Genomic DNA, 26064 nt, shown 5'->3' with positions numbered 1-26064 from the left:
CCCATGGACGGCTTCTTTTCGACCACTCTTGGCCTCATGGCGATCATGGCGGCGCAAAGCCTGCTTGTGATCGGCTTTGTCATGGTCAGCCTGTTGTTCCTTGTTTACGGCGACCGCAAGATCTGGGCCGCCGTGATGATGCGGCGCGGGCCCAATGTGGTGGGTGTTTTCGGCCTGTTGCAAACCGTGGCCGACGCGCTGAAATATGTCGTGAAAGAGGTTGTCATCCCCGCCGGTGCGGATCGCCCGGTTTTCTTGATGGCACCGATGACCAGCTTTGTGCTGGCGATCCTTGCTTGGGCGGTCATCCCCTTCAACGAGACTTGGGTGCTGGCCGATATCAACGTGGCCATCCTTTACGTCTTCGCCATGTCCTCGCTCGAGGTGTATGGCGTGATCATGGGTGGCTGGGCGTCGAACTCGAAATACCCATTCCTTGGCTCGCTGCGCTCGGCCGCACAGATGATTTCCTACGAAGTCTCTATCGGATTGATCATCATCGGGGTGATCATCTCGACCGGATCGCTGAATTTTGGTGCGATCGTGGCCGCGCAAGATACCGCTTACGGGCTGTTTGGCTGGTACTGGCTGCCGCATTTGCCGATGGTGTTCTTGTTCTTCATCTCGGCGCTGGCCGAAACCAACCGCCCGCCCTTTGACCTGCCCGAGGCGGAATCGGAATTGGTCGCGGGCTATCAGGTCGAATATTCCTCAACGCCGTTCTTGTTGTTCATGGCGGGCGAATACATCGCCATCTTCTTGATGTGCGCGTTGATGACATTGCTGTTTTTCGGCGGTTGGCTCAGCCCCATCCCCTTCATCCCCGACAGCCCGTTGTGGATGATCGCCAAGATGGCCTTTTTCTTCTTCCTCTTCGCCATGGTGAAGGCCATCGTGCCGCGCTATCGCTATGACCAGCTGATGCGGTTGGGCTGGAAGGTCTTCTTGCCCTTCAGCTTGGGCTGGGTGGTTTTCGTGGCCTTCATGGCGAAGTTCGAAGTTTTCGGCGGTGCTTATGCCCGCTGGGCTGTGGGGGGCTGAGATGACGCAGATCGATTGGAACCGCGCGACCAAGTATTTCCTGCTCGGTGATATCTGGGCGGGCATGCGCTTGGGGCTGAAGTATTTCTTCGCGCCCAAGGTGACGGTCAACTATCCCCATGAGAAGGGGCCGCTGTCCCCGCGTTTCCGGGGCGAGCACGCGCTGCGCCGCTATCCCAATGGCGAGGAACGCTGCATCGCATGTAAATTGTGCGAGGCGATCTGCCCCGCGCAGGCGATCACCATCGATGCCGAGCCGCGCGAGGACGGATCGCGCCGCACGACGCGCTATGACATCGACATGACCAAATGTATCTATTGCGGCTTTTGCCAAGAGGCCTGCCCGGTCGATGCGATCGTCGAGGGGCCGAATTTCGAATTCGCCACCGAGACGCGCGAAGAGCTTTACTACGACAAGGAAAAGCTTTTGGACAACGGCGCGCGCTGGGAAGCGGCGATTGCCCGCAATCTTGAATTGGATGCGCCCTACCGATGAGCGACACACCCCAAAACCCATTCGAAGCGATGATGCGCCAGGCCCAAGAAATGACCGAGGCGTGGACGAAGACACTTACCCCCGGCATGGGCGGCTTCAACCCCGCGCAGATGGACAAGCTGTGGCCCACCGTGCCCGCAGAGATGCTCGAGGCGTTTTTCGGCAAGCAGTTCAACCCGACGGGGCTTGATGCCAAGACCCGGCTTTTGCTCACGCTTTTGGGGCTGACCGTACAAGGCGCGCTGGCCGAGGGGCAGATCCGCCTGACTGTGCGCCACGCCATCGAGGCGGGCGCCACCAAGCAAGAAGTGGCCGAAACCATCGGGCTTGCGGCACTTTTTGGCGGTGTTCCAGCAATGAACAAGGCCATGGAACTGGCGGCCGAGGTGCTGGACGCCAAGGAGACCGGTTAAGATGGGCATGGGCGATTTCACCTTTTACCTTTTCGCGATCTCGCTTTTGACCGGCGGCTTGCTGACTGTCATGGCGCGCAACCCCGTGCATTCGGTGCTCTGGCTGATCTTGGCCTTTTTGTCGGCAGCGGGGCTGTTCGTGCTGATCGGGGCGGAATTTGTCGCGATGCTTTTGATCATCGTTTATGTCGGCGCGGTCGCGGTGCTGTTCTTGTTCGTGGTGATGATGCTCGACATCGATTTTGCCGCGCTGAAGGCGGAAATGGCCAGCTATCTCCCCCTGGGCGCCTTGATTGGGGTTGTCTTGTTGATGCAGCTTGGGCTGGCCTTTGGTGTGTGGGAGTTTTCCGAAGGTGTGGATGCCCGCCTTGGCAATCCGATCCCGCCCTTGGAGCAAGCGCATAATACGCAAGCCTTGGGCCTGATCCTTTATGATCGCTACATCTTGCTGTTCCAACTCTCGGGGCTGATCTTGCTGGTGGCGATGGTGGGTGCGATCGTTTTGACCTTGCGCCATCGCGGGGATGTGAAACGCCAAAACGTGGTCGCCCAGATGATGCGCGACCCGCAAAAAGCCTTGGAGCTGAAAGATGTAAAACCGGGTCAGGGGCTATGAGCTTTTGACCCGATTATTCGTACGAATAATCGCATGATGCGAATTTTTGTACGAAAATTCCAACAAGGCCGCGAGAAATCGCGGTGCAAAAAATACGACGATGCGGGTGCGCAGGCACTTTGCGGAGGGACGAGATGACGATCGGACTGGAACATTATCTGACGGTTGCCGCCGCACTTTTCGTGATCGGCATCTTCGGCATCTTTCTCAATAGAAAGAACGTGATCGTCATCTTGATGTCGATTGAACTGGTGCTGTTGTCGGTCAATATCAACCTCGTCGCCTTTTCAGCCTTCCTTGGCGATCTGACGGGGCAGGTGTTCACGCTCTTCGTGCTGACCGTCGCTGCCGCCGAGGCCGCGATTGGCCTTGCGATCCTTGTCTGCTTCTTCCGTAACCGCGGCACCATCGCGGTCGAAGATGTCTCGAACATGAAGGGCTGAGGCATATGGAAACGATCCTCCTTTTCGCCCCGCTCCTTGGTGCGCTGATCGCGGGCTTCGGCTGGCGCATGATCGGTGAGACAGGCGCGCAAGTCGTGGCAACCGGCATGCTGTTTTTGTCCTGCCTGTTGTCTTGGGTCATTTTCCTGACCTTCGACGGCACGACCTATACCCATAGCCTGTTTACGTGGATCGAAAGCGGCACGCTCTACACCGATTGGGCGATCCGCATCGACCGGCTGACGGCGATCATGCTGATCGTGATCACGAGCGTGTCCGCGCTCGTGCATCTTTATTCCTTTGGCTACATGGCGCATGACGAGAATTTCAAAGAAGGCGAAAGCTACCGCCCGCGGTTCTTTGCTTATTTGTCGTTCTTCACCTTCGCCATGCTGATGCTGGTCACGGCCGATAACCTGCTGCAGCTGTTTTTCGGCTGGGAAGGGGTCGGCGTTGCCTCTTACCTTTTGATCGGCTTTTACTACCGCAAGCCATCGGCGGGGGCGGCGGCGATGAAGGCCTTTATCGTGAACCGTGTTGGTGATTTCGGCTTTCTCTTGGGCATTTTCGGCCTGTTCTGGCTGTCGGATTCGATCCAGTTCGATGTGATCTTGCCGATGGCTGCGGAATTCGGCCAGATGACGATTTCCTTCCTCGGGATGGAGTTGAACGCGGCCAACACCATTGCGATGCTTCTGTTCATCGGTGCGATGGGCAAGTCGGCACAATTGATCCTTCACACATGGTTGCCTGACGCGATGGAGGGGCCGACGCCGGTGTCGGCGCTGATCCACGCGGCGACCATGGTGACGGCGGGTGTTTTCCTTGTCTGCCGCATGTCGCCTTTGATGGAATACGCGCCTTTTGCGACGAACTTTATCATCATCCTTGGGGCCGCGACCGCATTTTTCGCGGCCACCGTGGGCCTTGTGCAAAACGACATCAAGCGCGTGATCGCCTATTCGACCTGTTCGCAGCTGGGCTATATGTTCGTGGCCGCCGGTGTGGGCGTCTATTCGGTGGCGATGTTCCACCTGTTTACCCATGCGTTTTTCAAGGCGATGCTGTTTTTGGGCGCGGGCTCGGTCATCCATGCGATGCATCACGAGCAGGACATGCGCAATTACGGCGGCCTACGGAAGAAAATCCCTTATACCTTTGCCGCGATGATGATCGGCACGCTGGCCATCACGGGCGTGGGTATTCCCACCACCTATTTCGGTTTCGCCGGGTTCTTCTCCAAGGATGCGGTGGTCGAGTCTGCCTATGCATTCGGCGGGCAGCTTGGCCAATATGCCTTCTGGGCGCTGATCGTCGCCGCCGTTTTCACCAGCTTCTATTCTTGGCGGTTGATGTTCCTGACCTTTTTCGGCGAGGCGCGCGGCAATAAGCACACGCATGATCACGCCCATGAAAGCCCATGGACCATGTTGGTGCCGCTTGGCGTTCTGGCCGTTGGTGCGGTCTTTGCGGGTGTGGTGTGGTACAATTCCTTCTTCGGCAAAACCGATGAGGTCGGCCGCTTCTTTGGCGTGCCTTATGCGGTCGAAGAAAGCCACGCCGTCACCGATGCGGCGCATGGGGCAGACGCCAAGCCCAAGGCCGAAGGCTATGCCCATTACAACCTGATCGGCGCGCCGGGCGAAGGCGCGATCCATGCCGCCCCCGACAACAACATCCTGAACGAAGCCCATGAAGTGCCCAAATGGGTCAAGTGGAGCCCGTTCTTTGCCATGATCCTTGGCTTTGTGACCGCCTATTGGTTCTACATCGTCAACCCGTCGCTGCCGCGCCGCTTGGCGGAAAACCAGCGCTATCTCTACCTGTTCTTGTTGAACAAATGGTATTTCGACGAGATCTACGATTTCCTCTTTATCCGCCCAGCCCAATGGCTTGGTCGCTTTTTGTGGAAGCGTGGTGATGGCGCTGTCATCGATGGTGGGATCAATGGGCTGGCCATGGGTGTCATCCCTTTCATCACCCGCCTCGCGGGCCGGGCGCAATCCGGCTATATCTTTACCTATGCCTTCGCCATGGTGTTGGGGATCGTCCTCTTCATCACCTGGATGAGCCTGCGCGCCGGAGGCTGAGAGACGATCCATGGACAATCTGCTTTCCATCGTCACCTTCTTGCCGCTGATCGCGGCGGTCATCCTTGCGGTGTTCTTGCGCGGCGATGATGCGGCGGCGCAACTCAACGCCAAACGATTGGCACTGGCTGCGACCAGTGCCACCTTCTTGATCTCGCTTGCGATCTTGACGGAGTTCGACCCGAACGACACCGGCTTTCAGTTGGTCGAGGAAACCGCCTGGCTCTTTGGGCTGACCTATAAGCTCGGTGTAGACGGGATCAGCGTGTTGTTCGTGCTGCTGACCACGTTCCTCATGCCGATCACCATCGCGTCGTGCTGGGGCGTCAATACCCGCGTCAAGGAATACATGATCGCGCTTTTGGTGCTTGAGACGCTGATGATCGGCGTTTTCGTGGCGCTTGATCTGGTGCTGTTCTACCTGTTCTTCGAGGCGGGGCTGATCCCGATGTTCCTGATCATCGGGATTTGGGGCGGCAAAGACCGCATTTATGCGGCGTTCAAATTCTTCCTCTATACCTTCCTCGGCTCGGTGCTGATGCTGGTGGCGATGATTGCCATGTATGTCGATGCGGGCACGACCGATATCGTTGACCTGCTCGCGCATGAGTTCGGCGCAGGGCCGATCAACCTGATGGGTTGGCAAATCGCGGGCGGGATGCAGATGCTTTTGTGGCTCGCGTTCTTTGCCAGCTTCGCGGTCAAGATGCCGATGTGGCCTGTGCATACATGGCTGCCCGATGCGCATGTGCAGGCACCGACGGCGGGCTCGGTCGTGCTGGCCGCGATCTTGCTCAAGATGGGCGGCTATGGGTTCTTGCGCTTCTCCTTGCCGATGTTCCCCGTCGCCTCTGACATCATGGCGCCCTTGGTCCTGTGGCTCTCGGTGATCGCGATCATCTACACCTCGCTTGTGGCGATGGTGCAGGAGGATATGAAAAAGCTGATCGCCTATTCATCGGTGGCCCATATGGGCTTTGTGACCATGGGGATTTTTGCCGCCAACCAACAGGGTGTCGATGGTGCGATATTCCAGATGATCAGCCATGGCTTCATCTCTGGCGCGCTGTTTTTGTGCGTGGGCGTGATCTATGACCGGATGCATACCCGCGACATCGACGCCTATGGCGGCCTTGTCGTGCGCATGCCCGCCTATGCGGCGGTGTTCATGCTGTTCACCATGGCCAATGTGGGCCTGCCGGGGACCAGCGGCTTTGTCGGTGAATTCCTGACGCTGATCGGTGTGTTCCAAGTCAATACTTGGGTGGGCGTCTTGGCCGCCACCGGCGTGATCTTGTCGGCGGCCTATGCACTGTGGCTGTACCGCCGGGTCGTGTTTGGCGATCTGATCAAGGAAAGCCTGAAATCCATCACCGACATGGATCGGCGTGAGCGGGCGATTTTTGCACCGCTGATCGTTATGACATTGCTTTTGGGCGTCTATCCCAGCCTTGTGACCGATATGATCGGCCCCTCGGTCGCGGCGCTTGTTTCCACCTACGACATTGCGCTTGCGGCCCATGCCGCCGACGCGATGGTCGCGACCAATAACTGAGGTAATCCGATGACCGGCGCGGACCTTGCCATTCTGATCCCCGAGATCGTGCTGTCGCTTTTCGCGATGGGCGCACTGATGGCGGCTGTCTATACCAGCAAAGATGGTATGGCCGCGACGCTGACATCGGGCACGGCGCTGATCTTTGTCGTGATCGCCTTTTACATCGGCGTCACGGCGGATGGCACAAGCATGGCCTTTGGCGGCATGTTCGTCGATGACGCTTTTGCGCGCTTTGCCAAGATCACCATTTTGCTTTCTGCCGCGGCGGTCTTGCTGATCGGGCGCGACTACATGCAAAAGGCCGATATCTTGCGGTTTGAATACCCGGTGCTGGTGACGCTTTCGGTCGTGGGCATGATGGTGATGGTCTCGGCCGGTGATCTGATCGCGCTTTACATGGGGCTCGAGCTGCAATCGCTGGCGCTTTACGTCATCGCCTCGCTCCGCCGTGATAGCGTCCGCTCGACCGAAGCGGGGCTGAAATATTTCATCCTTGGCGCGCTGTCTTCGGGGCTTTTGCTTTATGGCGCATCGCTGACCTATGGCTATGCCGGCACCACGCTGTTCTCGGGCATTATCGAAACGGCAACAGCGGGCGAGATGCCCTTGGGCCTACTCTTCGGTCTGGTCTTCGTGATGGCGGGCCTTGCCTTCAAGGTCTCAGCCGCCCCCTTCCACATGTGGACACCCGATGTTTACGAGGGCGCGCCCACCCCCATCACGGCCCTTTTCGCCACCGCGCCCAAGGTCGCGGCGATGGCGCTGTTTGCGCGCGTGGTCTATGACGCCTTTGGCGGGGCCGTGGGCGATTGGCAGCAGATCGTGGCCTTCCTCGCTGTCTTCTCGATGTTTCTGGGCGCGGTCGCGGCCATCGGGCAGACCGATATCAAGCGGCTGATGGCCTATTCCTCGATCAGCCATATGGGCTTTGCGCTGATGGGGCTGGCCGCTGGCACCGAGCAAGGTGTGACCGCGATGCTGATCTACATGGCGATCTATGTGACGATGAATATCGGCACCTTCGCCTTTATCTTGAGCATGGAAAAAGATGGTCGCCCAGTTACCGAGATCAGCGCGCTGTCGTCTTTTGCCAGCCGCGAAGGCACCAAGGCGCTGGCCCTGTTGATCTTGATGTTCAGCCTTGCGGGCGTGCCGCCGATGGTGGGCTTTTTCGGCAAATATGCCGTGCTGTTGGCGGCGGTCGATGCGGGCATGGCGTGGCTTGCGATTGCGGGTGTGATCGCCTCGGTCATCGGGGCGTATTACTACCTGCGCATCGTTTATTTGATGTATTTCGGCCAAGCGCGTGAGGGTCTTGATGGCCGCATGGGCGCTGTCCAATATGCGGGGCTGATGGCGATGGCCGCGTTGATCGCGCTGGCATGGTTGCCCGGCGTCAACCTGTTGGGCTTGGAAAGCATGGCGGCGCAGGCGGCCGAAACGCTTGTCCGCTGAACGCCCTGATTGGCCCGTGGGTGTGGATCGGCTGATCCTGCCCGCGACCGACAGCACCATGGCCGAAGGCGCGCGCCGTGCCCCTGACATGGCCGCCCCCACATGGATCTGCGCGCTGGCGCAAACCGCGGGGCGCGGGCGACGCGGGCGGGTTTGGTCCATGCCCGAGGGCAATTTTGCCGCCTCGCTCGTTATGCGCCCGGCGGGGCCACCCGCACAGGCGGCGCTGCGGTCTTTCGTGGCGGCACTGGCGCTGCGCGACGCTTTGGTCGCGGTTACGGGCCGGGCCGAGCTCTTTACGCTGAAATGGCCCAATGATGTGCTGCTCAATGGTGGCAAACTGGCGGGCATCTTGCTGGAAAGCAGCGGTGCAGGTGGGCGGGTCGAGGCGCTTGTGATCGGGATCGGCGTCAATCTTGCCGCCACCCCCGATGCAGCCCTGCTCGAGCCGGGCGCGCTGGCCCCTGTCAGCCTTTTGGGCGAAACAGGCATCGTCATCACGCCCGAGGATTTCCTGACCCATCTCGCCCAGCATTTCGCCCGCTGGGAAGCGCAGTTCACCACCTATGGCTTTGGCCCGATCCGCAGCGCATGGCTGCAACATGCCGCGCGTATCGGCCAAAGCATGACCGCACGCATGATGCGTGATGAGATCACGGGCACCTTTGTCGAGATAGACATGGACGGGCAACTCGTGTTGGAAACACCCAAAGGTCGCCAGCAGATTGCGGCGGCCGATATTTTCTTCTGATTGGGGGGCTCACATGCTTCTCTGCATCGATTGCGGCAATACCAATACGGTCTTCAGCGTCTGGGATGGCGCGCGGTTCTTGTGCACCTTGCGCACCGCGACCGACCATCAGCGCACGGCCGATCAATACTACGTCTGGTTCTCAACGCTGATGGGCCATCACAAGATCGAGATCGCGATCACCGAGGTGATCTTGTCCTCGACCGTGCCGCGCGTGGTTTTCAACCTAAGGGTGCTGTGCGATCGCTATTTCGATTGCCGCCCGCTGGTGGTGGGCAAGCCCGAATGCCTGTTGCCGCACCCGCCACGGGTGGATGCAGGCACGCAAGTGGGCCCCGACCGGCTGGTCAATACGGCCGGTGCCTATCAGCGCCATGGCGGCGATTTGATCGTGGTCGACTTCGGCACCGCCACCACCTTTGATGTCGTGGCCCATGACGGGGCCTATGTGGGCGGCGTGATCGCGCCGGGTGTGAACCTCAGCCTCGAGGCGCTGCACCATGCCGCCGCCGCACTGCCGCACGTCGATGTGACCAAGCCACAGCGCGTGATCGGCACGAATACGGTTGCCTGTATGCAGTCGGGTGTGTTTTGGGGATATGTGGGACTTGTGCGCGGAGTTTGCGATCGCATCCGCGGCGAATATGATCGGCCCATGCGCATCATCGGAACGGGCGGTCTTGCCTCGTTGTTCTCGCAAGGTGATGTGCTATTTGACCGGATCGAAGATGATTTGACCATGCATGGCCTGACGGTCATCCACCAATATAATAAGGACCAAGGCAGCATATGACAGACCGGAACCGGCTGATCTACCTCCCCCTCGGCGGCGCGGGGGAGATCGGCGTGAATGCTTACGTCTATGGCTACGGCCCCGTCGAAAAAGAGCGGCTGATCGTGGTCGATCTGGGCGTGGGCTTTCCCGATATGGATGGCCAACCCGGTGTCGATTTGATCTTGCCCGATATCGCCTGGCTCGAGGCGCGACGCGACCGGATCGATGCGATCTTTATCACCCACGCCCATGAGGATCACGTGGGTGCGGTGGGCCATCTGTGGTCGCGGCTGCGCGCGCCCATCCATTGCCGCGCCTTCACCGCCGTCCATGCCAAGCGCAAACTTGAAGATGCAGGCCAATCCATCGATCCGGTGCATGTGGCCCCCGTTTGGCCCGGCACGGTCAAGGCTGGCCCCTTCACGGTGCAATTCGCCCCGGTCAGCCATTCGATCCCCGAAGCCTCGGCGCTGGTGATCGACACGCCGGTGGGCCGCGTGGTGCATTCGGGCGATTTCAAGATCGACCGCAACCCGATTGTCGGCGAAGCCTTTGATGAGGATCTGTGGCGCCAGATCGGCCAAGACGGCGTGTTGGCCTATATCTGCGACTCGACCAATATCTTTAATCGCCATCCCGGCCGTTCTGAGAGCCAGTTGCCCGAACCCATCGGGGAATTGATCGCGGGTGCCAAGGGGTTGGTGGTGGCCACCACCTTCGCCTCCAACATCGCGCGGCTGAAAACGCTGGCTGATGCGGGCGTGGCCAATGGGCGGTCCATCTGCCTGATGGGGCGCGCGATGAAGCGGATGGTCAGCGCGGGCGAAGAGGCGGGTGTGCTGAAAGGCTTTCCCCGCACGCTCAGCCCAGAGGACGCGCTCGATGTCCCGCGCGAGAACCTGATGCTGATCGTCACCGGCTCACAGGGTGAACGCCGCGCGGCCTCGGCCTCGCTCGGGCGGGGCAGCTATCTGGGCCATGAGATGAAAGAGGGGGATATGTTCCTGTTCTCCTCCAAGACCATTCCCGGCAACGAGGTGCCCGTCAGCCGGATCAAGAATGCGCTGGCCGAAAAAGGTGTCGATGTGATCGACGATAGCCATGGGTTCTACCATGTCTCGGGTCATGCCAACCGCCCCGATCTGGAAGCGATGCACGACATCTTGCGCCCCAAGATCCTGATCCCCTGTCACGGCGAATACCGCCATCTGCGCGAACATGCGCAGCTTGCGCTCTCCAAGGGGATGGCAGGGATCGTGGCGGCCAATGGCTCGATGGTGGAGCTGTCGGGCAATGCGCCGCGCATCGTGGAATATATCGATGTCGCTAAAACCTATCTGGACGGGTCGGCCTTTGTCGGCGCGCTCGATGGGGTGATCCGTGATCGGATGAAGCTGGCGCTGAACGGCTTGGTCGCGGTCGCCGTAATCGTCGATGAAGATGATGTGCTGATCGAAGACAGCTGGGTCGCGCTGCGCGGCCTGCCCGAGGTGACGGGCAAGGGCGACGATCTGGCCGCCATGATCGAAGAGGAACTGGCCGAGGCGATGCCGCGCTTCAACGCCAAAACCGTCAATGATGATGATCGTCTGGAAGAGGCCGTGCGCCGTGCCGTACGTAACTTGTGCCTGATCGAGATCGGTAAAAAGCCCGAGGTCACGGTGCTGATCCAAAGGCTGATGGCCGCCTAGAGCGTGTCGCGTTTGAGCAGTCCGCTGTATTCACCGCAACAGGCGAGGCAGCGTTTGCAAGGCATAACGCGTTCGCCTGTTGCGGTGAATGCGATAGAACGCGACACGCTCTAAGCGCTGCGCGTCAAAGCCTTCGTTCATGAAAAAAGGGATCGCTTTGATGGCGATCCCTTTTCCGTTTTAGGCAGCACCTGCCTCGGAGGTCTCGGTGTGATCAGCACCGACAACCGCTGTTTCGGTCTTTTTCCGGCGGCGGCGCTTGGGCTTGGGGGCTTCGGCATCGCTGGTCGCAGTCACCTTTGCCTCTGCCGTGTCTTCGGCGATTGCGGGATCATGCTGATCCTCGCTCTCATCCTCGTCGGGGGTAAAGGGGCGTGGCGGGCCGCCGCGGCGTTCGTCAAAGCTAAGCGCGATGAAATCGGGCAGATGATCGCCCATGCCTGTGACGCGATCACCGCCGCGCCCACGGTCGCGGTTGCCCCAAGTGCGATCTCTTTCGCGGTCTTGTTGGGCGGGGCGCTCAAAGCGGGCAGGGGGCGGTGCAGTTTGCACCTCGTCTGTGACCTCTGGGGCGGCTGCGGGTGCGACGGGCCTTGGGGCGGCCTCGGTTGTCGCGTCGCCGCGCCCGTTCTTGCCGCGCCCACGGCGTGACCGGCTCCGCCCGCTGGCCGATCTCTCGTCGCCGCGATCTTCGGCCCTGTCCGGCGCACCGGCGGCTGTGGCTTGCGGCGCGGTCTCAGTGGTCGTGCTGCCCGCCGGGCTCCACGGCAATGCGCCGCGAGGAATGGGCTTGGTGATCAGCGCTTCGATCGCACTGAGGTATTTGTCATCTGACGGAACCGCGATCGAGATCGCAACGCCCGAGCGACCCGCGCGCCCAGTGCGACCGATGCGGTGGACATAATCCTCGGCATGGCTGGGCAGGTCGTAGTTGAACACATGGCTGACGCTGGGAATATCAAGCCCGCGTGCGGCCACATCCGAGGCCACAAGGAAGCGCAGCTTACCCTCGCGGAACCCATCGAGCGTGCGGGTGCGGTGTGATTGCTCTAGATCGCCATGGATTGGTTCGGCGTCATAGCCATATTTCTTGAGCGACTTCGCAACAATATCGACATCGACCTTGCGGTTGCAAAAGATGATGGCGTTGCTGCAAGCCGGACCTTCGGCCTCGATGGCGGCGCGCAGCATCATGCGCTTTTCTGAGGCGGCCGTTTCACGGTCACGCCGCGAGGGGCGGAATTCCAACAAACGCTGTTCGATGGTTTCCGATGCGCTGGCTTGGCGGGCCACTTCGATCCTTGCGGGGTTCGACAAGAAGGTGTTGGTAATTCGCTCAATCTCGGGCGCCATGGTGGCCGAGAAGAAAAGCGTTTGCCGGGTAAAGGGGACAAGGCCGAAAATCCGCTCGATATCGGGGATAAAGCCCATGTCGAGCATCCGGTCGGCCTCATCGACCACCATCACCTTGACGTCGGTCAAGATCAGCTTGCCGCGCTCGAAATGGTCGAGCAGGCGACCGGGGGTCGCGATCAACACATCGACACCCTTGTCGATCAGCATGTCTTGCTCTTTGAAGCTGACGCCACCGATCAACAGCGCCTTGGTCAGTTTCACATGCTTGGCGTAGGTGTCGAAATTCTCGGCCACTTGGGCGGCGAGTTCGCGCGTCGGGCACAAAACCAAGCTGCGCGGCATGCGCGCGCGGGCGCGGCCACGGGCAAGGATCGTGATCATCGGCAGCGTGAAGCTGGCAGTCTTGCCCGTGCCGGTCTGGGCGATCCCCAAGACATCGCGCCCTTCGAGGGCGGGGGGGATGGCACCGGCTTGGATCGGGGTGGGGGTTTCGTAACCTGTTTCGGCTACGGCTTTCAGAACCTTGGGATTAAGGTTGAGGTCGGAAAAGCTTGTCATATGCGTCCAGTCTGACCGGGACAGTCCCGGCATGGGTGAGTTGGAGCGCATGCTATCCTGCGCGCTCCGCGGATCGATCGCCCCAACGCGGATCGCGGGGCTGGCCTGCACATAGGCGAAAACAGCCGCCGCGTCAAACGAGGTCGTCTGGCACCATATCGGCCGCGCGCGCGGCGGCCTCGTTGAACAAGGCGGCGGGGGCAAAGATGTCGATGGCTCCAGATGGGCCAATCAGGCGGGCGGCAAGCCCTTGGGCTTGGGCGATCTGAAACAAGGGCGCGCTGAGCAAGATCATGCCCACGGTTGCATCGCGGCAATGGCCATGGGTGCAGCCCGTGCCATGTTCCTTACGGAAGGACAGCATGACCCCATCGCGCCATGCTGCATCGAAGCTGAGGCGATGCACCCCATCGCGTCGCTGGCCGATCACCAGCGCATGGGCACGCGTTGCCCCATGATCGGCGATGATCACATGGCCGATGAGCACATGATGCGGATGATCCGAGATCGCTGTTTGGACGGAATAGACGCCGCTGATCGCGCTGCGGTCATTGGACAAAGCGCCGCCTGTGCATGCCATCAGGGGCAAGAGCAACAGCATCAAGATGGTGCGCGCGCATCGGATCATGGCCTTGCTTGCCATGCCGTTGGTTAAGCCCGCGTTAATCGCGGGCGGGACTGGGGGCGTTTTCTTGACGGAAAACGCGGGGGAAAACCCGGGTTTCCCCAACCGAAAAACCGGGGTTTTTCGGCCCTTCCCTAAACCATCAATTCCTTGGTCGCGGTCAGCTGGACCTTCGGGTAATCGCGCGCCACGCGGTCGATGTCCCATTGCAGCCGGGTCAGATAGACCGGGTCGCCGTCATTATCGGTGGCCATATGCTGCTTGTTGGCATCCGAAAATGCCTCGACCGCGTCCTTGGGGCCATGGACCCAGCGCGCCGAGGTGAATTGCGACCCCTCGAACCGGACGGGAAGCCCGTATTCCAGCTCGATCCGGCTGGCCAGCACCTCGAATTGCAGCGCACCCACGACGCCCACGATAAAGCCTGAACCGAAGCTGGGCTTGAAGACCTTGGCGGCCCCTTCTTCGGCGAATTGCATCAGGGCCTTTTCCATATGCTTGGCCTTCATCGGATCGCCCGCCCGCGCGGTCTGGAGCAGTTCCGGCGCGAAGCTGGGTATGCCCGTGACCTTGAGCGCCTCACCCTCGGTCAGCGTGTCGCCGATGCGCAATTGCCCGTGGTTGGGAATGCCGATGATGTCGCCTGCCCATGCTTCTTCGGCGAGTTCCCGGTCAGCGGCCAGAAACAGCACCGGGTTGGTGATTGCCATGGGTTTGCCCGCGCGCACATGGTGCAGCTTCATGCCCCGCTCGAAATGCCCCGAGGCCAAGCGCACAAAGGCCACGCGGTCGCGGTGCTTTGGGTCCATATTGGCCTGCACCTTGAAGACGAAACCCGCAACCTTGCCCTCTTCGGGGGCGATCTGGCGGGGGTCGGCGCGTTGGGGCTGGGGCGGTGGCCCGAATTCCCCGATGCCATCCATCAACTCTTTCACCCCGAAGGAATTGATTGCCGAGCCAAACCAGATCGGCGTCATCGACCCTTCCAAGAATCGGTCGCGGTCAAAGGCGGGCAAAAGCGCGCGCGCCATCTCGAGTTCTTCGCGCAGTTTTTCAAGCAGGTCGGCGGGCACATGCTTGGCCAGTGCTGGGTCATCCAAACCGCTAATCTTGATCGATTCCGCAACCTTGTTGCGGTCGGCGCGGTCCATAATCTCAAGCCGGTCGTGCAAGATGTCATAGGCGCCGACAAATTCGCGCCCCACCCCGATGGGCCAGCTTGCCGGGGTCACATCGATGGCGAGGTTCTCTTGGATTTCGTCGATGATCTCGAACGTGTCGCGGCTTTCGCGGTCCATCTTGTTACAAAAGGTCAAGATCGGCAGGTCGCGCATACGGCAGACCTCGAACAGCTTTTGGGTCTGGCTTTCCACACCCTTGGCCCCGTCGATCACCATGATCGCGGCGTCAACAGCGGTCAGCGTGCGATAGGTGTCTTCCGAGAAATCGCTATGGCCGGGCGTGTCGACCAGATTGAAGCGGTAGCGCCCGAAATCAAAGGACATGGCCGAGGCCGAGACCGAAATGCCGCGATCTTTCTCCATCTGCATGAAATCCGACCGCGTGCGCCGCGCCTCGCCCTTGGCGCGGACTTGGCCCGCCATCTGGATCGCGCCGCCAAACAGCAAGAATTTCTCGGTCAGGGTGGTTTTGCCCGCATCGGGGTGCGAGATGATCGCAAAGGTACGTCGCCGCGCAATCTCGGGCGGCAGGGCGGGGCGGTTGGGGGGGGCGATGTCCAGCATGGGCGGGATATAGCGATGCACGCAGTCCAGAGCAATCGGGCAGGATCAGTCGTCTTGACCACGGCTGGCGCGCGTCAGCCTGAGGGCGGCGTCGGTGCTGTCACCCAAGGTGCGGGCATCGACCTCAAGCATCGCGACGGCCCGGCGTTCGGCGGCGATATCTTCCAAGTTGATCCCATCGGGCAGTTGGTCGTTTCGCTCCGATGTGACCAACAGGCTTTCAACCGCGATCCCTTCGGCAAAGATCACCTCGCGCCCATCGAACAAAAGCTGATAGCTGTCGATATGACCCCCTTCGTCACGCATGACACTGCTGCCATTGACCAAAAGTGCGGCCTTGACCAGCACCTCGGCCCGGCCGGTGCCAAGCGTATCGTGGCGCTGCCACACAAACAGACGGTGTTCGGGGCTTAGCAAAAGATCACGCGCGGCGTGCAAGGTGCCGGCCGTGATGCGGATCGGTGCCGCAGCCCCGGTTGCGCGGCGCGTCTGATGTCCGATCCAGCGGATCGGGCGTGGGCCGTGATCGAGCGTCAAGACCATATCCCCGATCTGGAGTTTTTCGACCGGTACCTGTGCGCCACTGGCCAAGGTAATTTGGGTGCCTGCGAAAAAGCTGACCGAGACGATATCGGCAAAGCGTTCTGGTGCGAGCGCTGCGGAGGATCCGATCAGCTCATACTCGGTCTGAGGTCGGATATCGGACAGCGGCAAAAGATAGAGCGTCGCCTCATCGTGTCGATTGATGCGGCGCAGCACCAAGATCTCGACCGTCTCGCCCGAGGGGCCCATCAAGCTGTGGCAATCTGCGATGCTGATTGCATCACCCGGCTGGCCAACCTGCGAGCCATTGGCCACGCATTGTCCAAGATCAGGGCTTTCGCAAATGTGCAATCGCACAGGCTTTGCATTTCGCGTCAGCCGATAGGTATCGCCCGCGATGGCCGCAGCGCCCAAGCCAATCGGATCGCCCGCATTGGCACCGCTTTGCGCCTTAAGCGCGGCCGCTGGGTATGTGGCGAAACGGTAGAGCGGGGTGAAATCGGCCATAACTCATCTTTTGATGATATCTCATCTTTCGGTATGCTGCGCGGTGGTTCTGGTCAAGTCTGGCTGTTGGCATCGGTCGCTGTTAGGACAACGGCAATGATTGCGAACAGGAGGCAAGATCATGGATCTGGGGATTGCAGGAAAGCGCGCGCTGGTTTGCGCATCATCCAAGGGTTTGGGCCGTGGTTGCGCCGAAGCGCTGGCCGAGGCGGGTGTCGATCTGGTGCTGAACGCACGCGGTGCCGAGGCGCTGGATAAAACCGCGCAAGAAATCCGCGACCGCTACGGCGTCACAGTCACGGCGATTGCCGCCGATATCACCGATGCCGAGGATCGCGCCCGCGTGCTTGCGGCGGCAGGGGCGATTGATATCCTTGTCACCAATGCAGGCGGACCGCCGCCCGGTCTGTGGTCGGATTGGACACGCGATGATTTCATCCGTGCGCTTGATGCCAATATGCTGACGCCCATCGCGCTGATGACGGCGCTTTTGCCCGCGATGATCGACCGTGGCTGGGGCCGGGTGGTCAATATCACCTCGCAATCGGTTAAGGCACCGATCCCGGCGTTGGGCCTATCCAATGCTGCGCGCACTGGTTTGACCGGCTATGTCGCAGGCACGGCGCGTCAGGTGGCCCAATATGGCGTGACGATCAACAATATGCTGCCCGGCATTCATGCCACTGACCGCGCCGATGCGCTGGATGCCGGTGTCGCGCGTCAGCAAAACATCTCGGTCGAGCAGGCCCGCGAACAGCGCAAAGCCTCCTTGCCGACACGGCGCTACGGCACGGCCGAAGAATTCGGCCAGACCTGCGCCTTCTTGTGTTCGCAGCATGCGGGCTTCATCGTGGCACAGAATATCTTGCTCGATGGCGGCGGCACCAACGCGACGATCTGATCGCACGCTGGGCGCGGGTCGGCTTGCCAGCCCGCGCCTTGGCTGTTAGCTCGGGTCTCCGAGGGAAATAATCGGGTATCACGCACACATGGCAGACAGGCCCCGTCTGGACGTCGATCGTATCACCTGTCGATTCGACGGGCGCGATGTGGTGCGCGATGTCAGTTTTACCGTCCGCGCGGGCGAGGTGATGTGCCTTCTTGGCCCATCTGGCTGCGGCAAATCCACCACCTTGCGCGTGATCGCGGGCATCGAACGCCAGATCGCGGGTGCGGTGCGCGCCGATGGTGTCACCTTGTCCGATGAACAGGTCCATCTGCCGCCCGAGGCGCGCGGCGTGGGCCTGATTTTTCAGGATTTTGCGCTGTTTCCCCATCTCAGCGTGGCCCAAAACGTGGGCTTTGGCCTAAAGGGCAACAAGGCCGAGATTGCACGCCGGGTGAATGAATTGCTCGCACGGGTCGATCTTGCGGGCTATGGCGACAAGGCGCCGCATATGCTGTCAGGTGGTGAGCAACAGCGCGTGGCACTGGCCCGTGCACTGGCGCCACGCCCGCGCATCATGCTGATGGATGAACCATTCTCGGGCCTCGACAACCGCCTGCGCGATGGCATCCGTGACGAGACGCTCGAGCTTTTGAAAGAAGAAGGCACCGCCGTGGTTCTGGTGACCCATGAACCCGAAGAGGCAATGCGCATGGCCGATCAGATCGCGTTGATGCGCGATGGGGTGATCGTGCAAAAGGGCGCGCCCTATAACATCTACAACGCCCCCGCCGACAAGGCAGCCGCCGCATTTTTCAGCGATATCAATGTGATTCGGGGGGTGGTGCAGGGTGCTTTGGTTGATACCGCCTTTGGGCAATTCTTGGCCCCCGGCCATCCCGATGGCACCGAGGTCGAGATTGTTTTCCGCCCGCAGCATGTGAAAATCGACTTTGATCGCGGTGGCCGTGGGCCGAACCCGACCCCGCAAGACGGCACACCCGCGCGCGGGATCGTGGCGCGCGCGCGCTTTATGGGGCATGAAAGCCTTGTGGAATTCCGCATGGATTTCGACGGTGGCATCCTCAAGGCGACGGTGCCTGCGGTGTTCTTGCCCAAGCCCGGCACACCACTTTGGCTGACCGTGCGGCGCGATCGCTGCTTTGTCTTCGCGAAAAAGCGCTGATCGCAACGACCACTCTGGCGTTTTGGGGCTTTGATCTGCCGCGTGGAACACATACCTATAGACTCTGAAAACCGAAAGCGAACCGCGCATCGGTCAGATTTGCGCGGATGGGGTTAGGGAGAAAGACATGCTCAACAATATCGGACCAGCAGGCCTGCTGCTGATCGCCATCGTGGTGCTCGTGCTTTTTGGGCGCGGCAAGATCGCGGGCCTTATGGGCGAAGTCGGCAAAGGTATCACTGCCTTCAAGCGTGGTGTGAAGGATTCTTCGGCCGAGATCGAGAATGCCGCAACGCCCGCTGCCGAAGATGGCACCCGCGCGCGCGATGTGACGCCGCAAGGCAACAGCGACAAAGCCTGATCACGCGCCGCAACCCCGCGTGCCGCGGGGAAGGGCCATTTTCGAACAGGGACATGCATGCCTGATATCGGCTGGATGGAGCTTCTGGTGATCGGCGTTGTTGCGCTGATCGTTGTGGGGCCAAAGGATCTTCCGGTGATGTTCCGGAAGTTCGGGCAGTTCACCGGCAAGCTCCGGTCGATGGCGCGCGACTTTCAGCGTGCCATGAACGATGCCGCCGATGAGGCCGGGGTCAGCGATATCAATCGCGATCTGCGCAAGGCGACGCAATATGCGCGCAATCCCGCCAAGGCTGGCATGGATGCCTTCAAAGACACGATGGGTGACCCCTTCGAGCTTGACCCGACGAAATACGACGAAGGCAGCGAAACCCGCCGGATCGCGGAAGAGAAACTCGCCAACGCCAAGAAGCTGCGCGATCAAATTGATGCGCGCAACGCGGCCAAAGCCGCGCCGCCGACGGCCACGGATGCGCGCGACGCCGATGGCGCGGATGCGCCCGCACCGGCCCCCGCCGCTACGGAACCCACCAAATCATGAGCGCTGACGACAAGATCCAAGACAGCTCGGCCCCCTTGATCGAGCATCTGGCCGAGCTGCGCACAAGGCTGATCCGCTCGGTCATGGCCTTTGTCATCGGCATGGTCGCGATGTTCACTGTCGCAGAGCCGATCCTTGAGTTTATTTCGCAACCGCTGGCCGATGTGCTGCGCGCGCGCGGTGAGGATGCCCGCCTGATCTTTACAGCGCCGCAGGAAAAATTCTTTGTCTTGATCCGCATCTCGATCGTGATGGGGTTTGCCGTCAGCTTTCCGGTGATCGCCCACCAGCTTTGGCGTTTTGTGGCGCCCGGTCTCTATAAGTCCGAGCAAGGCGCGATCTTGCCATTCCTGATCGCCTCGCCCGTGTTGTTCATGATCGGCGCGTCCTTTGCCCATTATGTCGTCACGCCCTTGGCAATGAATTTCTTTATCGGTTTTTCAGATGCGATCCCGGCGCTGGCCAATCTGATCGCGGGTGATGGCACCTTCCAAAACCCCGATGCCGCGTCGGATACGGGTATTCAGACCGTGTTTCTGGGCTCGATTCGCGAAAGCCTTGATCTGGCGCTCAAGTTCATCTTTGCCTTCGGGCTATGCTTTCAGTTGCCCGTGCTGCTCACGCTTCTGGGCAAGGCGGGGCTGGTGACGGCGGCGGGGCTTGGTGCGGTGCGCAAATGGGCGGTGGTGGGCATTTTGACGCTTGCAGCCCTTGTGACCCCGCCCGATGTGGTGACGCAGTTGATTTTGTTCACCGCCGTTTACGGGCTTTACGAGATTTCCATCCTCTTGGTGCGCTTGGTCGAACGTGGGCGTCTGCGCCGGATGCGCGCCGAGGGTATTCTCGACGAAGACGAAGAGCTTTGATCCCATGTCAGATGATCCGCTTGCCCGCATCGCCGATGCGCTAGACCGCATGGCCCCTTTGCCCGCGCCCACGCCCAATTGGCATGCGGCGACGGCCTTTGTATGGCACGCCAACCCCGATCATCTGGCCCCGGTGGCGCAGGTGAACCGGGTGGCGCTTGACCTGCTGCATGGGATCGAGCGCGCCCGCGATACGCTTTTGGCCAATACCGCGCAATTCGCCGCCGGTCTGCCCGCCAATAACGCGCTTTTGTGGGGCGCGCGGGGGATGGGGAAATCTTCGATCGTCAAGGCGGTGCATGCTGCCTGTCTGGCAAAGGCACCCGATCTGAAGCTGGTCGAGGTGCAGCGCGAAGACCTACCGTCAATCAGTCGCCTTCTGACGCTTTTGCGCGCCGCACCCGTGCGGGTGATCTTATTTTGCGACGATCTGTCGTTTTCGCATGATGACCAGCATTACAAATCGCTTAAGGCAGTGCTTGATGGCGGGGTCGAGGGGCGGCCCGATAATGTGATTTTCTACGCCACCTCCAACCGGCGTCACCTGATGCCGCGCGACATGATCGAGAATGAACGCTCAAGCGCCATCAACCCATCCGAGGCGGTCGAAGAGAAAGTGTCGCTCTCGGATCGCTTCGGCCTTTGGCTGGGTTTTCACCCCTGCACGCAAGATGAATACCTTGCGATGATCCGCGGCTATTGCGCGGCCTATGGGCTGGAGATCGCGGATAGCCGCTTGGTGGCTGAAGCAATCGAATGGCAGGCCACGCGCGGCTCACGCTCGGGCCGGGTGGCGTGGCAGTTCTTTTGCGATCTGGCCGGACGGTCGGGCGTCACGATCTAAGGGGCGGCTTGGGCCAAGCGGGCGCGCGCCGCTTCCATCACCTTTTGCGCGCGGCGGTCCATCATGCGCCGCCAGACCCTTGGCAACATCGCGATCATCGCCATCACCGGCAAAGCATGGGGCAGCATCGGCACATCAGCGCGCGGGTCAAGCCGGTCATAAGGCCGGTCGGGATGCATGTGATGTTCGGAATGCGATGGTGCGTTCATCATCAAATAACTCGAAAAGCCACGTGGCGCGTTCCAACTGTGATGCGGGGCCACGGCTTCGCGCCGGCCATTGGGCAGCGCGAGGCGCGCGAGCCCGTAATGCTGGATGTAATCCGAGATTAGGATTTGCACCCCGAACATCACCCATAAGAACACCAACACCACAGCGCCCCAAATGCCACCGATCCAGATCGCCCCAAACATCGCGCCTGCGGCTAAGCCGATCCATGCCGCATAGGGTGTGTTCAGGATATGAGCCTTGCGCCCCTTGCGCGTCAGCCTGTCGGCTTCACTTGCCAGCCCCGCGATGAACGAGCCCGTCCAAGCCCGTGGCAGATAGGCCCAAAAACCTTCGCCGGGCAGCGGCGTGTTGGGATCATCGATGGTGCCGACATGGCGGTGATGCACCAGCCGATGCGCTGAAACATGATGGCCAAAGCCCGTCACGCCATAGACAAGCGCGCCCAAACCGCGCGCGATGCGATCCTTGCGGTGGATCAACTCATGCGCATTGGGATGGCTGACTTGGCCCATGAAACTGGCCAGTGCCAAGATCAAGATGATGCTTTGACCGGTCGATAACCGCCCCGACGTCAGCGCATCCAAAACCAAGACCAGCAACACCAGATGCGCCACCGCTAGGCCAAGCGCCAAACGCTCTGACCATGGGCCATGGTCCGCATCGGCAGGCTGCGGCGGCTCCAGCAGATGGTCGAGGCCAGCCGCGATGAGCGTCAACCAGATCAGCGCAAGCGCGCCCGCAAAGCCCCAAACCGTCGCGCCAAGCGCGATCAAAAGGGCGGGAATCAAGGTGACAAGCGCATAACGTGCGATCACTGGCAAAGGACGACCCTCAAGTTTCTGGGTAGCAATATAATGGGCATGCTGATGCGGCGAAACCATGGCCTTTCTTTCCCCCCTGCGGCGTATTAGGTGAAGAAAGACAGACGCCAAGCAGAAAGACGCCATCGCCCATGTCCTTTTTCAAGAAACTGAAGGACCGGATGTTCAAATCCGCCTCCAAGATCGACGAGGGGCTGGATGCGATCATCGAAGAGGGTGCGGCCGATCTGACGCAGGGCGATGTCGCGGATGTCGTAGCGCCCGCCACGCCCGAGGCTGCGCCGGAACCTCTCCCCCTGCAAGCGCCCACTCCGCCTCTTGAAGCGCCCGCTTCAAAACCCGGGCTTTTGGGCCGTTTGATCGGACGCAGCGCCGCGCCGCGCCGTGCGCTTGATGACGAGATGCTGGAAAGCCTCGAGGAATTGTTGATCGCCTCGGATATGGGTGTCGATACCGCGCTGCGCGTCACTGCCAATATGGCCCAAGGGCGCCATGGTAAGATGATGTCGGCAAGCGATATCAAGGGCTTGCTGGCCGCTGAAATCACCCGCGTAATGGAACCCGTGGCCCGCCCCTTGCCGATCTATCCGAAAAAACCACAGGTGGTTTTGGTCGTGGGCGTGAACGGCTCGGGCAAGACCACGACCATCGGCAAGCTGGCCAGCCAGTTCAAGGCGGCGGGCAAAACCGTGGTGATCGCGGCGGGCGACACGTTCCGCGCGGCGGCGGTGGAACAGTTGCAAATCTGGGGCGCGCGCGCAGGCGTGCCGGTACTGACCGCGCCCGAAGGGTCGGACCCCGCCGCACTGGCCTATGACGCGATGATCCGCGCCGAGGCGGATGGCGCCGATCTGTTGATGATCGATACCGCCGGTCGGCTACAAAACCGCGCCGATCTGATGGAGGAATTGGCCAAGATCGTGCGCGTCATCCGCAAGCGCGACGCGGACGCGCCGCATAACACGCTGTTGGTGCTTGATGCGACCACGGGTCAGAACGCACTCAGCCAAGTCGAGATCTTTTCCAAGATCGCTGATGTCTCGGGGCTGGTGATGACCAAGCTTGATGGCACCGCTAAGGGTGGTGTTCTCGTCGCCTTGGCCGACAAGTTCGGCCTCCCGATCCATGCCATCGGGGTAGGCGAGCAGATTGATGATTTGCAACCTTTCGACCCCGAGGAATTCGCCAAGGCGCTCGTTGGTGTTGAATGAATCGCGTATCCATCCACAGCCGGTGTGAATAGATTGTCGCAGTCGTCCTGCCCGCGCGGCCCCCAAAGATGAGCGCTTGGATCACTGGGATCGAAGGGACCGAGGCCGCCGCCGGTGTCGCCCTTGTCTTGGCCTTGATGGCGGCCTTGCTGCATGCCGTTTTCGGCGCGCTGCAAAAGGGGCGGCATGATCCGCTTTTGGCGCGTGGCGTGATCGACGCTTTTTATGCGCTGATCGCCATGCCCTTTGCCCTTTTCGTCGTGCCATGGCCCGAGCCGCATATGTGGCCGATCTTTGCCGGCGCTTTCGTGATCCATGTGCTTTATAAATGGGCCACACTCGCGGCCTATCGCCGGGGGGCCTATACGGTCGTCTATCCGGTGATGCGCGGCACCGGGCCGCTTTTCGCGATCATCGGCGCCTATCTTTTGTTTGGCGAGACCTTTGCACCGATGCAATGGATGGGGGTCGCGGTGCTGCTGGCCGGGCTTTACGGGCTTGCGGCCTATAACCTTGCGCATGTGACGGTTGATCGCGACCGCTTGGTGCCTGCGCTGGGTTTTGCGGTGCTGACGGGCCTTTTTGTGGCGCTTTACACCACCTATGACGCCTATGGCATCCGGGCCACGGCCGATCCCTTCACCTTTCTGGCGTGGTTCTTTTTCATCGACGGATTGCTTTTCCCCTTCATCGCGCTGCGCTTTTATCGCCGCTTGGCCGATCCGCCGCCGCTTGGCCCGTTGATGGCGCGCGGGCTTTTCGGTGCCTTCGTGGCATTCGCGAGCTTCGGCTCGATCATGTTGGCCACGCGGCTTGATAGCGTGGGTGAGGCGGCGGTGCTGCGCGAAACCTCGACCGTTTTCGCCGCATTGATCGGCTGGCTTTTCTTGGGCGAGCGCGTTGGGCCGCGCCGATTGGCGTTGATGGGGTTGATCGCGGCGGGTGCGGTGATAGTTGAGTTCGGTGGATAGCAGGAGCGCGCATGCCAGATAAACCGATCAACCCATGGCTGCGCCAAGCGCTTGAACTTGGGCCGCCGCTTTTGTTCTTCGTCGCCTATATGCGGTTTCAGGACACAAGCCTGACTATCGGCGGGCGCGATTATGATGGGTTCATCCTGGTCACGGCCGCATTCGTGCCGCTCTTGCTGATCACCATCGCGATCTTGTGGAAGCTGACGGGCCGCATCAGCCGCCTACAGGTGTTCACCGCCGTGATGGTCGTGGTCTTCGGCGGGCTGACGATCTGGCTGAATGACGAGCGTTTCTTCAAGATGAAGACGACGCTGGTTTACGGGTTTTTTGCCGTGACGTTGGGCATCGGTCTGTTGCGCGGCCAAGGCTGGCTCAAGGTCTTGATGGGCGAGATGCTGCCCATGTCGGATCATGGCTGGCTGATCTTGTCGCGGCGCATCGCGCTGGCCTTTGGTGCGATGGCGGTGGCCAATGAGGTGGTCTGGCGCACGCAAACAACGGAGTTTTGGGTCACCTTCGAGACCTTCGCGCTGCCTGCATTCTTGTTTCTGGCCTTTATGGCGCAGTCCAAGCTGTTGGAGCGTGAAAGCCTTAGCGCGGACGGCGCGGACCGGTCGGACGCGCCTGACCCTCCGGGCGGGGACCGCTAGGCTTTTTGCGCAAGGGGCGCTTGGGCTTTTCCTTGGCGACCGCATGGCCTTCGACGGCGGCCTCGATCCCAAGCTGGTCGCGCAGCACGCGCGGCTTGATTTCCTCGACTTCACCGGGCTTGAGCGTGCCCAAGCGGAACGGCCCGTACGAGACGCGGATCAGCCGGTTCACCTCTAGCCCGATCTCGGCCATGGCGCGGCGGATCTCGCGGTTCTTGCCCTCGCGCAGGCCCACGGTCAGCCACGCATTGGCACCTTGCTGGCGGTCAAGCGTGGCCTCCATCGCCTGAAAGCGTTCGCCCTCGATCACGATCCCTTTGCGCAAAGGCACCAGATCGGCATCAAGCGGTTTGCCTTTGACCCGCACGCGGTATTTGCGCAGCCAGCCGGTGGCGGGCAGTTCCAGCTTGCGCTTAAGCCCGCCATCATTGGTCAAGAGCAATAGCCCCTCGGATGTCAGATCAAGCCTGCCCACGCTCATCACGCGCGGCAGATCGGCGGGCAGTTTGTCAAAGACCGTCTCGCGGCCTTTTTCATCCTTGGCCGTGGTCACCAGCCCTGCGGGTTTGTGATAAAGCCATAGGCGCGGGCGGTCCGCTTCGGCCAAGGCTTTGCCATCGACGGTGATCTTGTCGTCAGGGCCGACATTCAGCGCGGGGCTGTCGATGATCTTGCCGTTCACGCTGACGCGCTTTGCCTCGATCATACGCTCCGCCTCGCGGCGGGAGGCGATCCCGACACGGCTGAGGCGTTTTGCGATGCGCTCCATCTCACTCATCCTTGTCGCATAGCGGTTTGACAGCGCGAGCGAAAGGCAGGATCACGGGGGCC

Annotated in this window: 26 protein-coding genes; 20 read left to right on the top strand and 6 right to left on the bottom strand. The window is 60.8% G+C overall.

The genetic code is table 11. The features are described from left to right. The first annotated feature begins 3 nt into the window (after positions 1–3). From nuoH to KG698_RS05135, 11 genes are all read left to right on the top strand, one after another. Complete coding sequence (gene nuoH, locus KG698_RS05185) at positions 4–1041, top strand: NADH-quinone oxidoreductase subunit NuoH (RefSeq protein ID WP_213684493.1); 1038 nt, start codon at positions 4–6, stop codon at positions 1039–1041. A 1-nt stretch (position 1042) separates the two neighbouring features. Next, the gene (nuoI, locus tag KG698_RS05180) at positions 1043–1537 is read left to right on the top strand and encodes an NADH-quinone oxidoreductase subunit NuoI (RefSeq protein WP_213684492.1); all 495 of its coding nucleotides are present in this window, start codon (positions 1043–1045) and stop codon (positions 1535–1537) included. Continuing rightward, a complete protein-coding gene (locus tag KG698_RS05175; protein ID WP_213684491.1) occupies positions 1534–1950 on the top strand; it encodes a carboxymuconolactone decarboxylase family protein in 417 nt (138 codons plus the stop codon). The genes nuoI and KG698_RS05175 overlap by 4 nt, the downstream gene beginning before the upstream one ends. 7 nt (positions 1951–1957) lie before the next feature. Further along, entirely contained in the window at positions 1958–2566 is a 609-nt protein-coding gene (locus KG698_RS05170) for an NADH-quinone oxidoreductase subunit J (RefSeq protein ID WP_213684662.1), read from the top strand. Between the two features lie 134 nt (positions 2567–2700). Continuing rightward, positions 2701–3009, top strand: a complete 309-nt coding sequence (nuoK, locus tag KG698_RS05165; protein ID WP_213684490.1) for an NADH-quinone oxidoreductase subunit NuoK — start codon at positions 2701–2703, stop codon at positions 3007–3009. 5 nt (positions 3010–3014) lie between these two features. Then, complete coding sequence (gene nuoL / locus KG698_RS05160) at positions 3015–5099, top strand: NADH-quinone oxidoreductase subunit L (RefSeq protein WP_213684489.1); 2085 nt, start codon at positions 3015–3017, stop codon at positions 5097–5099. Positions 5100–5109: 10 nt separating this feature from the next. After that, entirely contained in the window at positions 5110–6654 is a 1545-nt protein-coding gene (locus KG698_RS05155; RefSeq protein WP_213684488.1) for an NADH-quinone oxidoreductase subunit M, read from the top strand. Between the two features lie 9 nt (positions 6655–6663). Further along, the gene (nuoN, locus tag KG698_RS05150; protein ID WP_213684487.1) at positions 6664–8112 is read left to right on the top strand and encodes an NADH-quinone oxidoreductase subunit NuoN; all 1449 of its coding nucleotides are present in this window, start codon (positions 6664–6666) and stop codon (positions 8110–8112) included. Continuing rightward, on the top strand, positions 8102–8863 hold the full coding sequence (locus KG698_RS05145) for a biotin--[acetyl-CoA-carboxylase] ligase (protein ID WP_300982928.1): 762 nt from the start codon (positions 8102–8104) through the stop codon (positions 8861–8863). The genes nuoN and KG698_RS05145 overlap by 11 nt, the downstream gene beginning before the upstream one ends. A gap of 13 nt (positions 8864–8876) precedes the next feature. Next, positions 8877–9656 carry a type III pantothenate kinase gene (locus KG698_RS05140; RefSeq protein WP_213684486.1) on the top strand — a complete coding sequence of 260 codons (780 nt, stop codon included), beginning with the start codon at positions 8877–8879 and terminating at the stop codon, positions 9654–9656. Further along, the gene (locus tag KG698_RS05135) at positions 9653–11329 is read left to right on the top strand and encodes a ribonuclease J (protein WP_213684485.1); all 1677 of its coding nucleotides are present in this window, start codon (positions 9653–9655) and stop codon (positions 11327–11329) included. Before KG698_RS05140 ends, KG698_RS05135 begins: the two co-directional genes overlap by 4 nt. A gap of 180 nt (positions 11330–11509) precedes the next feature. Here the strand turns inward: KG698_RS05135 and KG698_RS05130 are convergent, their stop codons facing one another. The 4 genes from KG698_RS05130 to KG698_RS05115 all read right to left on the bottom strand — a co-directional run bounded on the left by KG698_RS05130 (position 11510) and on the right by KG698_RS05115 (position 16663). Then, positions 11510–13243, bottom strand: a complete 1734-nt coding sequence (locus KG698_RS05130; RefSeq protein ID WP_213684484.1) for a DEAD/DEAH box helicase — start codon at positions 13241–13243, stop codon at positions 11510–11512. A gap of 133 nt (positions 13244–13376) precedes the next feature. After that, positions 13377–13871, bottom strand: a complete 495-nt coding sequence (locus KG698_RS05125; protein ID WP_213684483.1) for a hypothetical protein — start codon at positions 13869–13871, stop codon at positions 13377–13379. Positions 13872–14002: 131 nt separating this feature from the next. Then, positions 14003–15613, bottom strand: coding sequence for a peptide chain release factor 3 (locus KG698_RS05120; protein WP_213684482.1), 1611 nt, complete (start codon positions 15611–15613; stop codon positions 14003–14005). Positions 15614–15658: 45 nt separating this feature from the next. Continuing rightward, the gene (locus KG698_RS05115; RefSeq protein ID WP_213684481.1) at positions 15659–16663 is read right to left on the bottom strand and encodes a Hint domain-containing protein; all 1005 of its coding nucleotides are present in this window, start codon (positions 16661–16663) and stop codon (positions 15659–15661) included. Between the two features lie 121 nt (positions 16664–16784). On the opposite strand from KG698_RS05115, the gene KG698_RS05110 reads away from it, so the two are divergent. The 6 genes from KG698_RS05110 (at position 16785) to KG698_RS05085 (ending at position 21346) form a co-directional block, all read left to right on the top strand. Next, the gene (locus tag KG698_RS05110) at positions 16785–17564 is read left to right on the top strand and encodes an SDR family oxidoreductase (protein ID WP_213684480.1); all 780 of its coding nucleotides are present in this window, start codon (positions 16785–16787) and stop codon (positions 17562–17564) included. An 88-nt stretch (positions 17565–17652) separates the two neighbouring features. Then, a complete protein-coding gene (locus KG698_RS05105) occupies positions 17653–18735 on the top strand; it encodes an ABC transporter ATP-binding protein (protein ID WP_213684479.1) in 1083 nt (360 codons plus the stop codon). Between the two features lie 127 nt (positions 18736–18862). After that, positions 18863–19096 (top strand): twin-arginine translocase TatA/TatE family subunit, encoded by a 234-nt coding sequence (locus KG698_RS05100; RefSeq protein WP_213684478.1) that lies wholly within the window; start codon positions 18863–18865, stop codon positions 19094–19096. A gap of 57 nt (positions 19097–19153) precedes the next feature. Next, positions 19154–19636 (top strand): Sec-independent protein translocase protein TatB, encoded by a 483-nt coding sequence (gene tatB, locus KG698_RS05095; protein WP_213684477.1) that lies wholly within the window; start codon positions 19154–19156, stop codon positions 19634–19636. Further along, positions 19633–20502 carry a twin-arginine translocase subunit TatC gene (gene tatC, locus KG698_RS05090; protein ID WP_213684476.1) on the top strand — a complete coding sequence of 290 codons (870 nt, stop codon included), beginning with the start codon at positions 19633–19635 and terminating at the stop codon, positions 20500–20502. The genes tatB and tatC overlap by 4 nt, the downstream gene beginning before the upstream one ends. A gap of 4 nt (positions 20503–20506) precedes the next feature. Continuing rightward, on the top strand, positions 20507–21346 hold the full coding sequence (locus KG698_RS05085; RefSeq protein ID WP_213684475.1) for an ATP-binding protein: 840 nt from the start codon (positions 20507–20509) through the stop codon (positions 21344–21346). Here the strand turns inward: KG698_RS05085 and KG698_RS05080 are convergent. Further along, positions 21343–22392, bottom strand: a complete 1050-nt coding sequence (locus KG698_RS05080) for an alkane 1-monooxygenase (RefSeq protein ID WP_367114042.1) — start codon at positions 22390–22392, stop codon at positions 21343–21345. The genes KG698_RS05085 and KG698_RS05080 overlap by 4 nt on opposite strands. A gap of 137 nt (positions 22393–22529) precedes the next feature. Between KG698_RS05080 and ftsY the strand changes: the two genes are divergently transcribed. The 3 genes from ftsY to KG698_RS05065 all read left to right on the top strand — a co-directional run bounded on the left by ftsY (position 22530) and on the right by KG698_RS05065 (position 25233). Beyond that, positions 22530–23609 carry a signal recognition particle-docking protein FtsY gene (ftsY, locus tag KG698_RS05075; protein WP_213684473.1) on the top strand — a complete coding sequence of 360 codons (1080 nt, stop codon included), beginning with the start codon at positions 22530–22532 and terminating at the stop codon, positions 23607–23609. A 68-nt stretch (positions 23610–23677) separates the two neighbouring features. Next, positions 23678–24580: an EamA family transporter gene (locus tag KG698_RS05070; RefSeq protein ID WP_213684472.1), complete on the top strand. Its 903-nt coding sequence runs from the start codon at positions 23678–23680 to the stop codon at positions 24578–24580. Positions 24581–24591: 11 nt separating this feature from the next. After that, positions 24592–25233 carry an inner membrane-spanning protein YciB gene (locus tag KG698_RS05065; RefSeq protein WP_213684471.1) on the top strand — a complete coding sequence of 214 codons (642 nt, stop codon included), beginning with the start codon at positions 24592–24594 and terminating at the stop codon, positions 25231–25233. Here the strand turns inward: KG698_RS05065 and KG698_RS05060 are convergent. Further along, positions 25175–26011: a pseudouridine synthase gene (locus tag KG698_RS05060; RefSeq protein WP_213684470.1), complete on the bottom strand. Its 837-nt coding sequence runs from the start codon at positions 26009–26011 to the stop codon at positions 25175–25177. The two genes, KG698_RS05065 and KG698_RS05060, sit on opposite strands and share 59 nt — an antisense overlap. Positions 26012–26064: the final 53 nt, after the last annotated feature.

It is taken from the genome of Roseicyclus sp. (assembly GCF_018402035.1).
In the GTDB taxonomy this organism is placed as follows: Bacteria; Pseudomonadota; Alphaproteobacteria; order Rhodobacterales; family Rhodobacteraceae; genus Roseicyclus.
Note: the sequence above shows the minus strand (reverse complement) of the source record. Positions and strands in the feature narration are given on the sequence as shown.